Origin of the sequence: uncultured Anaerotruncus sp. (assembly GCF_902490045.1) — a bacterium.
Classification (GTDB): Bacteria; Bacillota; Clostridia; order Oscillospirales; family Ruminococcaceae; genus Anaerotruncus.
Map to the genome: position 1 here is coordinate 1 of NZ_CABUCJ010000076.1, position 11,574 is coordinate 11,574.

9 protein-coding genes and 1 tRNA gene are annotated in these 11,574 nt (G+C 63.1%); 4 read left to right on the forward strand and 6 right to left on the reverse strand.

Going from position 1 to position 11,574, the window contains the following annotated elements:
* The 3 genes from selA to RDM88_RS08735 form a co-directional block, all read left to right on the forward strand.
* Positions 1-1,256, forward strand: a 1,256-nt coding sequence (gene selA / locus RDM88_RS08725; protein WP_308754471.1) for an L-seryl-tRNA(Sec) selenium transferase, incomplete at its 5' end; no start/stop codon positions are given.
* Entirely contained in the window at positions 1,253-3,127 is a 1,875-nt protein-coding gene (selB, locus tag RDM88_RS08730; protein ID WP_308754472.1) for a selenocysteine-specific translation elongation factor, read from the forward strand. The genes selA and selB, both read left to right, overlap by 4 nt.
* A gap of 44 nt (positions 3,128-3,171) precedes the next feature.
* Positions 3,172-3,268 (forward strand) — tRNA-Sec (locus tag RDM88_RS08735).
* Between the two features lie 207 nt (positions 3,269-3,475).
* On the opposite strand, the gene RDM88_RS08740 is transcribed toward RDM88_RS08735, so the two are convergent.
* The 3 genes from RDM88_RS08740 to RDM88_RS08750 are packed head-to-tail and all read right to left on the reverse strand — an operon-like array spanning position 3,476 to position 6,086.
* Positions 3,476-5,692 carry a hypothetical protein gene (locus tag RDM88_RS08740; RefSeq protein ID WP_308754473.1) on the reverse strand — a complete coding sequence of 739 codons (2,217 nt, stop codon included), beginning with the start codon at positions 5,690-5,692 and terminating at the stop codon, positions 3,476-3,478.
* A 60-nt stretch (positions 5,693-5,752) separates the two neighbouring features.
* A complete protein-coding gene (locus tag RDM88_RS08745) occupies positions 5,753-5,911 on the reverse strand; it encodes a hypothetical protein (protein ID WP_308754474.1) in 159 nt (52 codons plus the stop codon).
* Positions 5,901-6,086, reverse strand: a complete 186-nt coding sequence (locus tag RDM88_RS08750) for a hypothetical protein (RefSeq protein WP_308754475.1) — start codon at positions 6,084-6,086, stop codon at positions 5,901-5,903. The genes RDM88_RS08745 and RDM88_RS08750 overlap by 11 nt, the downstream gene beginning before the upstream one ends.
* 265 nt (positions 6,087-6,351) lie before the next feature.
* Here RDM88_RS08750 and RDM88_RS08755 point away from each other — a divergent pair, with 265 nt between their 5' ends.
* Positions 6,352-6,729, forward strand: a complete 378-nt coding sequence (locus RDM88_RS08755; RefSeq protein WP_308754476.1) for a helix-turn-helix transcriptional regulator — start codon at positions 6,352-6,354, stop codon at positions 6,727-6,729.
* A 223-nt stretch (positions 6,730-6,952) separates the two neighbouring features.
* On the opposite strand, the gene RDM88_RS08760 is transcribed toward RDM88_RS08755, so the two are convergent.
* From RDM88_RS08760 to yqeB, 3 genes are all read right to left on the reverse strand, one after another.
* Complete coding sequence (locus RDM88_RS08760) at positions 6,953-9,388, reverse strand: ATP-binding protein (protein ID WP_308754477.1); 2,436 nt, start codon at positions 9,386-9,388, stop codon at positions 6,953-6,955.
* Between the two features lie 258 nt (positions 9,389-9,646).
* Positions 9,647-10,681 carry an XdhC family protein gene (locus tag RDM88_RS08765; RefSeq protein ID WP_308754478.1) on the reverse strand — a complete coding sequence of 345 codons (1,035 nt, stop codon included), beginning with the start codon at positions 10,679-10,681 and terminating at the stop codon, positions 9,647-9,649.
* Positions 10,678-11,469 (reverse strand): selenium-dependent molybdenum cofactor biosynthesis protein YqeB, encoded by a 792-nt coding sequence (gene yqeB, locus RDM88_RS08770; protein WP_308754479.1) that lies wholly within the window; start codon positions 11,467-11,469, stop codon positions 10,678-10,680. Before yqeB ends, RDM88_RS08765 begins: the two co-directional genes overlap by 4 nt.
* Positions 11,470-11,574 lie beyond the last annotated feature (105 nt).

Consider the following 11,574-nt stretch of genomic DNA (forward strand, 5'->3'; position numbering starts at 1 on the left):
CGTCGATCCTGCGGGACGAATGTCCCGCAGTGCCGCCGCCGTCCCTGCTGTGCGCAGCCGTTCTCGAACGGCTGCGCTGCGCGGGTTCCCCGCGCCTGCGCCGCCTCATCAACGCGACAGGCGTGGCGCTGCACACCAATCTGGGGCGCGCCCCCCTCTCGGACGCGGCCCGCGGAGCGGTACGCGACGCGGCGGGCTGCTGCGACCTGGAATATGACCTCGCGGCGGGGGAGCGGGAGAGCCGCGGCGTCCATGCGGAGCCGCTGCTGAAAGCCCTCTGCGGATGCGGGGACGCGCTCGTCGTCAACAACAACGCGGCGGCGGTCCTGCTCGCGCTTGCGGCGCTGGCGCGCGGGCGGGAGGTCGCCGTGTCGCGCGGGGAGCTCGTGGAAATCGGGGACGGCTTTCGCATCCACGACATCCTGGAGCAGAGCGGCGCCCGGCTCAGGGAGGTCGGCTCGACCAATCGCACCGGCCCCGGGGATTATGAGGCGGCCTGCGCCGAAGGGAACGTGGCCGCGCTTTTGAAGGTGCACACGAGCAATTTCCGTGTCGTCGGCTTTACCGCCTCTGCCTCGGTCGGGGAGCTGGCGGCGCTCGCGAAAAGGCGGAATATTCCGCTCGTCGCGGACTTGGGGAGCGGCGCGCTGCTGGAAGCGGGGGAGTATCCCTTTTCCGGCGAGCCGACCGTCCCGCAGGCGCTGCGGGAGGGAGCGGACGTCGTCTGCTTCTCGGGGGACAAGCTGCTCGGCGGCCCCCAGGCGGGCATCCTCGTCGGGAAGGCGGCGCTGATCGAACGGATGCGCCGCCATCCGCTGGCGCGCGCCCTGCGCATCGACAAGCTCTCCCTCGCGGCGCTGGCCGCGACGCTGGAGAGCTATACGGACCCTGCCCGCGCGAAGCGGGAGATCCCTGTGCTCCGGATGCTCTGCACCGCGCCCGAAGCACTGCGGGCGCGCGCCGAAGAGCTCTGCGGGATGATCATGCGGCTGGGCGCGGACTGCGCCTGCGAGGTCGTCCCCGCCGAACGTCCGGTGGGGGGCGGCTGCGCGCCGGGGCAGCTTCTCAAGGGATACGCGGCCGCGGTGGCGCCGCGCGTTTTCGGCGCGGATGCGCTTGCCGCGCGGCTGCGCGCCGCGCCGGTTCCCGTCGTTGCGCGCATCGCGGAGGGCAGACTGCTGCTCGACGTTTCGACGATGCTGCCGGAGGAGCTTTTACCTGCTGCGGAGGCGGTAAAAGCCGGGTGTGAACCGTGAAGCGGATCGTGATCGGCACGGCGGGCCACGTGGACCACGGCAAGACGGCGCTCGTGCGCGCGCTCACCGGCATCGACCCCGACCGGCTCGCGGAGGAGAAGCGCCGGGGCCTGACGGTCGATCTCGGCTTCGCATGGATGGATCTGCCGGGGGAGGTGCACGCCGACGTCGTCGACGTGCCCGGCCACGAACATTTTGTAAAGAACATGCTCGCGGGCGCGGGCGGGATCGACCTCGCGCTGCTCGCGGTCGCCGCGGATGAGGGGGTCATGCCCCAGACGCGGGAACATGCCGCGATCCTTTCGCTGCTCGGCGTGCCGCGCGGCGTGATCGTGCTGACCAGATGCGACCTCGCGGACGGGGAGACCCGCTCGCTCGCGCGGGAGGAGGCCGCCGAAGCGGTGCGGGGAACCTTCCTGGAGGGCGCGCCGGTCGTGGAGACCTCCGCCGAAACGGGAGAGGGCCTCGGGGAACTTCGCGTCCTGCTCGCGGAGGAAGCTGAGAAGCTTCCCGCCCGGAATTCCGACCGGCCCTTCTTTCTGCCGGTGGACCGGGCGTTTACCGTCCGCGGCTTCGGCGCCGTCGTAACCGGGACCGTGCTCGACGGGCAGGTGCGCCCCGGCGACCTGCTGACCGTCAGCCCCGGCGGGACCAGCGTGCGGGTGCGCGGCCTGCAAAGCTGCGGCCGCGAGGTCGCGGCCGCCTTTGCGGGCCAGCGCGTCGCCGTCAACCTGGCCGGGACGGAGACCGGTTCGATCGTGCGCGGAGACGCGCTGACAGCCGCGCCGTCCGCGCGCGCCCAGGCGCTGCTTGACGTGCGGCTGGCTGCGCACCCTGCCTCCGGCCGCGTGATTTCCCACAACCAGCGGCTGCACCTCGCGCTCGGGACGGCCTGCGTCCTCTGCCGCGCGCGCCTGCTCGACCGGGAGGCCCTTTCGCCGGGCGAGAGCGGCTATGCCCAGCTTGTGCTCGAACAGCCGGTGGCGGTCCGCCCGGGAGACCGCTTTGTCGTGCGGTTCTATTCGCCCGTCGAGACGGTGGGGGGCGGCGTGGTGCTCGACATCCCCGCCCGCCGCCACAGGCGGCTTGACAGCGCCGTGCTCGCGCGGTTACAATGTTACGATGGAGCGGACGCGCGCGGCCGCCTGCGCTTCGACCTCGCCGCCGCGCCGGCGGCGCGGGAGCAGGCGCGGGAACGGCTCTTTTACCTCTCGGACGCGGAGTTTTCCGCCGCGTGGGAGGGCCTGCTCTCCGACGGGGAAATCCTGCCCGCGGGTCGGCTCGCCTCGACGCCCGGAACGCTCGCCCGTCTGCGGACGGAGCTGCTCGATACCCTCGCGGATTATCACGAGGCGCATCCCCTCGACCGGGGGATGCCGCTCGCCCTGCTGCGGGAAGGATTCCCCGGCGGCCTGCCCGAGTGGTTCGCGGAGGAGGGCTGTGTTTCCCGCGTGGGGGATGCCGTCGCGCTGCCCGGTTTCACGCCGGAGGGGACGGACCTCTACCGCCGCGTCGCGGAGGAGCTGCTCGCGCGGTATGCGCGCGAGCCCTACGCGCCGCCCGACCGGGCGGCGGCACTCGCGGAATTTCCGCCGTCCGTGCCCGCCGGGCGGGTGCTCGATCTGCTGCTCGAGGCGGGGAAACTGGTCGAGGCCGCGCCGGGGCTCTGCTTTACCCGCACGGCGTGGAAAAACGCCCGGTCGGCGGCCCGCCGGCTCGCCGGGGAGGAGGGGGGCGTCACGCTCTCCGGGCTGCGCGACGCGCTCGGCACCTCCCGGCGCTACGCGCAGGCGCTGCTCGAGCGGATGGACGCCGACGGATTCACCCGCAGGGAGGGGGACGCGCATCTCCTGCTGGAGGAACGGCCCTGAATTGCGCGGACAAAAAAACACGCGGCGTTTTGCCGCGCGGATATGGGGGCGGATGGGCGCCGGTGTGCCTCCCGGTCTTCAAAACCGGTGTGGGCGGTGCAGAGCCGTCCGGGTGAGTTCGATTCTCACACGCCCCCGCCAAAATCCCTGTATAGAACTTGCTTCTATACAGGGATTTTTTCTGTTGCTTGTCTGGCCGACTCAGTCGGCGATTCGGGATGAATCAAAATCAGCGATTACTTTGCTCTGCGCAAAACCATAAATGGAGCTACAAAACAAGCGTGGTGGTTGGACGGCATCCATGAAAAGGCACTATATGGACGTGTGTCCGTATGGGGCCTTTATCAATTACGGATGTGTGTTCGGTCCGCAGGCCGTTCCGGACATTTTTTCGGGCGCATCCAAGGATTCCAGCTTTCGCTTCAGGTCCAGCTGCGTTTCCCGCAGTACCCGCCGGCCCTCCTGCAAAGTGGAGATATTGCTATGGCACGATTCAATCGTATTACTCTGATCCTGCATCTTCAATTGCAACTGCTCCAGTTGTTTGAAATCAAACCCGCTTTTCCGATATGCATTGGGTAGAGATCGTTTGATATAGGCTTTTTTCCAGTGAAAAATGTCAAATTTTCGCCCGGCAATGAAAAAAAACAGATAGGTCCCCGCGAGCGCACTGGTCAAGAAGGAAAATAAGTTAAAAAATCTGCCCTCCTGATAGACCGATAAAATACAGCCGATGGCAATATAGACGATAAACAGCATAGCATACAGGCCGATGGTCAGGTGGACTCTGACGTTGACAGACCGCTCCGCAGCATTCTTCCGCGTGAGGAGTTCCTTAGTCTGTTTTTGCAGCTCATTCAGGTCCCGCTGGGAGAGATCGATTTGCTGGTTGGCGGTCGTAATCTTTTCATAATTTAGCTCCAAGCGGGCATCGACTCCTTCGATCTGCCTTTGGAGGTTCTCGCGGTCACGCGCGGCCAGAAGGATGTCGTTTTTGCGGCGTTCCTCCAGAACACCTTCCGACTTTGCCTCCTCTTGAATTCGTCGGAGGATTTCCAGCGGTGTCGCTTCGGTGAGCTGAGACTCATCTCCGGACGTAATCTCCATAAGGTTCCGGTACGACAGCCGGCTTGCTTTGAGCGCGTAGCACTGCTCTGGGTCGAGGGTACCGATGGCCTCTAGTTTCGTGAGGCTTGAATTGAGTTTAGAAAGCATCCGGTCGGAGGGGTTAAACGCCGCAAGGATCGCGCAGTCTAATCTTCGACGGTTGATTTCCAGAATTTTAGAAGGGGAGGAGGTCCAGATTAAGTTTCCAAAGAAGTAATCTGTCACGCAGTAAGGGATGGATCCCGTTGAAAACATCGCCTTTTTATGGCATACGTTACGGCAAATTTTTCCTAGGGTTTGGTTGGTGGTGACGAAAATGGTTGAAACCTCTTCCAGACGGTTGGCAATCTGGCCGTAATTCTGGCAGTCGACAAGAAAAAGAGAGTGTGCGTCCTGTTCCACGGTGAATCGCTTTTCCTCCTCGTTAAAGGAAGGATTTGTTTCTTTATAATAGGAGACAATGGAATCGTATAGATCCCGCTCAAAAGGGACTCCCACGGGTGGCTTCTGTGGATACTCGAACGATTTTACAGTGACGCCGACATCCTTCAAGCACCGTTTCAGGTTCTGAATGAGATCGTCTATCATCTCACGAGTATAGTTGTTGTTGACAAAATAGAAAGTGGCTTCCGAAGCTTTGGAAGGATCAAACTCATAATTATTGACCCATTCCCGGCAATTGAGGATGATGGTGCTCATTTCAACGAAGGTATGCTGAAACATATAGACATTCATGCCCATGGCCTGCATGTCCTTGACCATGTCGCGGTAGATGTCTTTACGGTCCAGCGCGTCGATTCCCAAGAGGCGGAAGGCGAAACCCGTATCGATAAAGACCTTGGCGCTGCTACGGGTTTGCATGAGTGAATCCTCACTGAAGGTGACCAATTCGGCGAGAACGCGCCCGACGATGATCGAATCCAGTAGCTGGTATAAATCAGGCCGTTCGGCCTGCGCATAGGTCAGAAACTGCGAAAAGCGGTAGCTTGTGGCGGAATTGTTAAGCTGGAGCTCATGTTCTTGGAAAAAGGACAATCCATGGGCCTCAATAAAGCGATCAACAATTTCAGACGCCTGATCTTCAGTGAGATTCAGGTTGAAACGATCGGAAAAGAAAGAGGACAGGGCGGCAAGGAACAACCGGTATTTCTGCTCATTTTCGCGGTACAGCTGTGGGAAGGTGTTCTGGTCTATTTTTTCAAAGTCCGGAATGAACTTGTCCTGCTTATAAGTCAGATATCCGTTTTTACAGACCTTCAGAAGGATTCTTTTCAACGGGAAATGTGGGATGCGAAAACCATAGGCCTCAAAGAAGTCCTGCTCAATTATTCGGACAGTAAATTCATCGTAATTTTTAGACGCAATTAACCCAACTAGCATGTTAATAAACGCGTCGTCGATATTCTTCGAAAAGTCCGCAGTCAAGGCGGCATAGCAAGCAACCGTTGAAAAATTCATCCGATCATCTCCAGTAAGTCGTATTCCTGCGCGCTCTGAATTCCCGGCGGGCTCAGTAAGCTATTTTTTCCTGCCGGCGAAGGTGATGACGAGCGCGGCGATGGCAAAGGCCATCGCGCCGACCGTCAGGACCGAGCCCGGGACGCCGGGAACGAAGAAGCTGGCGGCGAGCAGCAGGATCGCGACGACCCAGAAGGTCTGGATGACTTTACGGTTCATGGTTCATATCCTCGTCGATCAATTTTTTGAGATACTCCGCCATGCTCATGCCGCGGTCCGCGGCATGGGCTTTGATCTTGTCCTTATACCCTTTGGGCGCCCAAAAGCGGATCTGCTCCAGATTCTCCCGCTGGTATTTCATCGTGGCGTTTTTGCTCGCTTCGTTGTAGGCCATGAGACAACCCCTTCAATATTATAGCAATTATAGAACATTATTACAATGTCTGCCGGTCGCAACAGGGATTGGTCATTTTTAACGAAAATATGCAAAAATATTGACAAATTAGTTTATTGAAATATAGTGCACTACATATTAAAATAGAAAAGGCGCCGCGAATCGGCAGATAATGATTGAAAAATCGGGATAATTAGCCTAGGCTTATGAAGCCATTGGAAAATATTTCATCCCTGCTTATGATAGAGGGTATGGAGGGAGTGCTTTGAGAACGATTGAAATCGTGGCAAAGAACCTCAAATTCTATAGACAGCAGCGCGGCCTGACGCAGGAGGAGCTTGCGTCGAAGGCCTATACCAGCGCGTCCTACATCAGCAGGATCGAGCGGATGGTGGCCAACCCATCGATCGAATCGCTCGACAGCATCGCGATGGCGCTGGGAATTTCTCCGCCGGAGCTCTTCCGGATGGACGAGGTGGACATCCTCCCCGAGCAGTACGACGAATTCCGCCGCCTGCGGGGGATCAGCAGCACCATGGAGCCGTGGCGGAAATCCCTTTTTCTGCGCGTGGTGTCCTCGACCCTCAGCGCGCTGCGGGACTGGAAGCCGGAGGAGGAAGAGGAAAAGACCGGGCAGCAATAAAAAAATAACCGCCCCACCGGATATTCGATACAACGGGAATTTCCGGGGCGGTTATTTTTTTGCGCATGCGCCCTCGCCGAGGGCGCGCGCATATAAGGCCGCGGCCCGGGGACGGGCCGCATGGCCAATTTTTTATTGCGGCGCAATAAAAAATAACCGCCGCATCAATTCCCATCATACGGGTATGTTGATGCGGCTATTTTTATCGCTTTGATTTCTCAGCTCATGGGCGGCCGTCTTTGCCCGGCTGCCGCACGGGTCCGCTTTCGCCCGGACGGTTGCGCAGCTTCCAGGCGAGGCAGTTTGAAAGGACGCCCTTGAGCTGGCCGATCGAAATCGGCTTGGCGAGATGCCCGTTCATCCCCGCGAGGCGGGCCTGCTTGACGTCCTCGGCGAAGGCGTCCGCGGTCATTGCGATGATCGGCAGCTCATCGATCCGCTCGAGCCCCGACTCCCGGATCTCCCGGGTCGCGTCGTAGCCGTTGAGGACCGGCATCTGCACGTCCATGAAGACGACGTCGTAATAGAGGGGCGGATGGGAGCGGACCGCCTCCACCGCCTGCCTGCCGTCCCCGGCGATTTCCACCCACACGCCCAGCAGCCCGAGCATCTCGACGGCAATTTGCCGGTTGAGCTCGTTGTCCTCGACGAGCAGGGCGCGTAGCCCGGGGAAGGACGTCTCGTCCGTCTCGCTTTTTTTCGGGGTTACGACCGCCGGCGCGTCGCATTTGGCCAGACAGAGGGTGACGGTGAACCGGGAGCCCCTGCCGTATTCGCTCTCCACCTGGATGTCGCCGTTCATCATCTCCACGAGGTTGTGCACGATCGTCATCCCGAGCCCGGTCCCGGGGACCTTGCTGGTCCGGCTGTCGTCGGCGCGGCTGAACGGCTCGAAGATGTGCGCGAGGTACTCCGGCTTCATGCCGATCCCGGTGTCCTCGACCGTGAAGCGGTAGGTGCCCGACTCCCGCTCCCCCTTGTCGAGCTCCTCGAGCCGCAGGACGACCGTTCCGCCCTCGCCGGTGTATTTCGAGGCGTTTGTGAGGATGTTGACCAAAATCTGGCTGATCCGCCGCGCGTCGCCGAGCACCCGCGGGTGGACCGCCCCGTCGATCTCGACCGACAGGGTCTGCCGCCTGCTCTCGAGGGAGAGGCGCACCAGCTCCACCGCCTCCCGCACCAGGGCGCGCAGGTCGAACTCCGCCTCCTCGAGCGTCAGAGCGCCGCTTTCGATCTTGCTGACGTCCAGAACCTCGTTGATCAGGCCGAGCAGGTGCCCGCAGGAGCTTTCGACCTTTTTGAGGTAATCGCGCAGCTTGTCCTCCTCCCCGATGTGGAGCTGCGCCAGCTCGGTCATCCCGACGATCGCGTTCATCGGCGTGCGGATGTCGTGGCTCATCCTGGAGAGAAAATCGCTTTTAGCCTGGCTGGCCTTTTCGGCCTTTTGCAGCGCGTCCTCGAGCAGCTGCTTGGATCGGCGCTCCTTTTCTAGCGCCTCCTCCCGCTGCTGCCGCTCCTCGTCGATGTTGCGCGAGAGGGTGATCTCGAGCACGTCGTCGGTGTCGGGGCTCTCGACCCACACCACCTGGGTGAAGTTCCAGTGGTAGATCCCGTCCTCGCCGAGGTGGGGGACCTCCATCGTCACGATCCGCCGCCCGTGGGAGAAGGCGTGGAGGAGGGAATCGCGCGAGAATTTCCCGATAAACTCCGCCTGGTAATCGGGGTGGACGGTGGCGAGCTCGGCCTGGATCAGGCTTTCAAAGCTGCCCTCCTCGCCCGGCTGCCTGACCGGAAACCGCTGGTATTCCAGCATCCGGTAGCTGTTTCGGGTGAGGTTGACGGCGATCAGCATCTGGTAGGCGATCTTGGCGGCGGTCGCAAGCTGGCTGATCTCAAGGCTGCGCCGCCGCTCGAGCAGGTATTCCTCCTGGATGTCGCGGAAGACGAGGACGCACCAGCATTCGTCCTCCCCAAACTGCTCGATCTTCGCGGCGGTGAACTCCACCATGTGGTAGGCGCCGCCGCTGGTCAGGCGGCGCAGCCGCCGGGTGATCTGCTTTTTCCCCTCTCCAAACAGCCGGAGCATCGCCTCGCGGGAAAAGCTCCCGTTGAAGAGCTCAAGGTCGTCGGGATGCAGCGCTTTTTGGGCGTATTTGCGGTTTTCCGCGCCGAAATTCCCCCGCTCGGGGATGCGGGTCCACACCGCGTCCCTCTGGCAGTTGACATAGTAGTCGGCGGTCAGGTTGGCGATGACGCACTCGTCGAAGACGGTGACGAGGCTCTGCGCGTACATCCGCTCAATCTTCCTCAGCCCCTGCTCCTCCTCGAAGTTCTGCCGGTGGGGAGTGGCGGTCACCACGACGGCGGGAATGCCGTCGTCCCAGACGATCCGGTTGGCGGTGACGTCGACGGTGCCCTTCAGCAGGGGATCGTAACAGACAAGATGGCTCGACGCGCCGTCCCCCAGCCCGTCGAGCGGGCAGTTGGAGCAAACCTCGGGCCAGACCTCGTGGCATTTTGCCCCGAGCGCGGCCCTCCCGCGTCCGGTGTCCCGGCAGCGGAGATTGAAGTAGAGCAGCCGGTGGGTCGCCTCTTCAATGACGTATACGCTGGTTTCGGTCAGCGCGTCCAGTAATTTTGCCAGATTGTCGGCAGGCATGGCTCCAACTCCTCATCCGGTATCCCACGGATACCTGTTCCCGGTGCGTCCGAAAAATCCTGTCCCCATTATACACTTGCCGGGGGAAAATGGGAAGCGTTTTGTGGCCGATTGCAGAGTTTGACATCCCGCTGCGCTCCGCGGGCCGTCCGGAGCGGCGCGCGGGATCCCGTTTCCCCGGAGAGCGGCGGAAGAGGGACAGCCGGGCCGCAAAACGTCCGTTTTGCGGCCCGGCTGTTTCATCGTTCCCGGGACCGGTCAGAGGATGGGATCGAGCAGCACCTCGACGGTGCCGCCGCACACCATGCCCGCCTGGCGCGCGTCGCTGTTGGTCATGTCGCAGAGAACGACGCGCGGCGTACCCGACGCGAGGACCTCGGGCGCGGCGGCGACGACCCGCGCTTCGGCGGCGCCGCCGCCGATCGTGCCGTAGAGCGCGCCCTTCCCGTCGGCCAGCAGCTTGGAGCCGGCGCCGCGCGGCGCGGAACCGCGCTTTTCGATGATGGTGGCGAGCATCATCGGTTCCCCCCGCGCGAGGCGTTCGAGTCCCTCGCGGCTGACGCTGCCCGCCGAAAGCCCGCTGCCCACCTGGATGATCTCGGCCGCGATGCACACGGCGATCTCGGCGGGGGTTTCGGCCCCGATACGCAGCCCGATCGGGGAATGGACCCGCGCGAGCTGTTCTTCGGTATAGCCCTCCCGCTCCATCTGCTCCATCACCACGGCGACCTTCTTGCGGCTGCCGATCATGCCGCAGTAGGCGAAGCGGCGGGGGAGGATGCGTTCGAGGCAGAAGCGGTCGTCCGCGTGCCCCCGGGTGATGATGACGAAGTAGCTGCCGTCGGTGTAGGGAACCTCCTCCATCGCCTGCGCGAAGGGCATGCAGAGCACCCGTCCGGCGCGCGGGAACCGTTCGCGGTTGGCGAACTCCTCCCGGTCGTCGATCACCGTCACGTCAAAGTCGAGCAGGGAGCCGATCTCCGCCAGCGGCTTCGCAATGTGCCCGCCGCCGCAGATGATGAGCTGCCGCCGCGCGCTCAGCCGTTCGGCGAGCAGGCGCACGCCGAGTACCTCGGCGGTGAGCGGGCGGTCGTCGTCCGGCAGGGCGGAGAGCAGCTCCTCCCACAGCCCGCGCAGCCCTTCGTCATGGGGAACGAGGCCGTCCGCCGTCACAAGCGCCTTCTGCGCGGTGAGCGCGCGCCCATCCCGTTCCCCCGCGAGGATGGTCAGCAGGTCGGCGCTGCCGCCCGCGTCGAGGATGTCGGCGAGCGTGCGGAAAAATACCCGGTTCACAGGATCCCTCCCCTCAGGTGCAAAACCGCCTCCAGCGCGCCGCCCGCGATGGCGCGCGCCTTGTCGGAGATGGTGTGGCAGTATTCCACGATGCCGCGCGGGTCAATGTCGCCCGATTTCATCCCGCGCGTCACCGGGGTCCCCTCGGGAAGCATGCCGCGCACGACCCCGTCGATCAGGGCGCGCACGGGTTCCCCCTCCACGCGCGCGACGACGTCGCCCGCCCGCACGAGCTGGCCGATCTTCGCCGCGGGGGCGAAGGGGCCGTCGGCGGGCGCGCGGATGATCCGCTCGGAGGTGTAGCCGCCGATGTCGCCGGGCACGCCGGTGTTGGCGATCGCGCTCCCCGCGTAGATCACGCGGCCGAGAAAGTGCCCCCGCTTGGTCTCGACGACCGCGTGGCAGTCCACGCCCGCGGTGAAGCCGGGGCCGAGCGCGACCACAACGGGCGCGTCGGTGATTCTGGTTCCGAGGTTGCGCTTGGCGAGCACCGCGTCGATGACGACGGGGGGCCGCAGCGTTTCGATCGCGGCCGCCCCGGGGTCGACGAGCACCGCGACCCCGCCCTCCCCGGCGATCCGCAGCGCGTCGGCGGGGCCGCGCGCGAGCCGCGCCGTCACCCCTTCGACCTCGGCCGCGCCCTCGTAGACCGCGCGGGAGAACGCGACGGTGCAGCGCACGGTGGTGGGTTGGGCGATGTCGGTCATGACGACCTGGAAGCCGCAGTTGTGCAGCCGCCAGGCCACGCCGGTGGCGAGGTCGCCCGCGCCCTTGATGAAGATTAGCATGTGGTTTCCGCCTCCTGTCTGAGCGAAAGAATGAATACCTTTTCAATCCCGCCCGCACGGAGCAGTGCGGCGGCCTGTTCGCCCTGCTCCCGCAGGGCGGGGGTG

Excerpts from the sequence above, each read along its gene's own strand:
- RDM88_RS08760 (WP_308754477.1), bottom strand. The coding sequence starts at position 9,388 with ATGCCTGCCGACAATCTGGCAAAATTACTGGACGCGCTGACCGAAACC.
- RDM88_RS08740 (WP_308754473.1), bottom strand. The coding sequence starts at position 5,692 with ATGAATTTTTCAACGGTTGCTTGCTATGCCGCCTTGACTGCGGACTTT.
- yqeB (WP_308754479.1), bottom strand. The coding sequence starts at position 11,469 with ATGCTAATCTTCATCAAGGGCGCGGGCGACCTCGCCACCGGCGTGGCC.
- RDM88_RS08745 (WP_308754474.1), bottom strand. The coding sequence starts at position 5,911 with ATGAACCGTAAAGTCATCCAGACCTTCTGGGTCGTCGCGATCCTGCTG.
- RDM88_RS08750 (WP_308754475.1), bottom strand. The coding sequence starts at position 6,086 with ATGGCCTACAACGAAGCGAGCAAAAACGCCACGATGAAATACCAGCGG.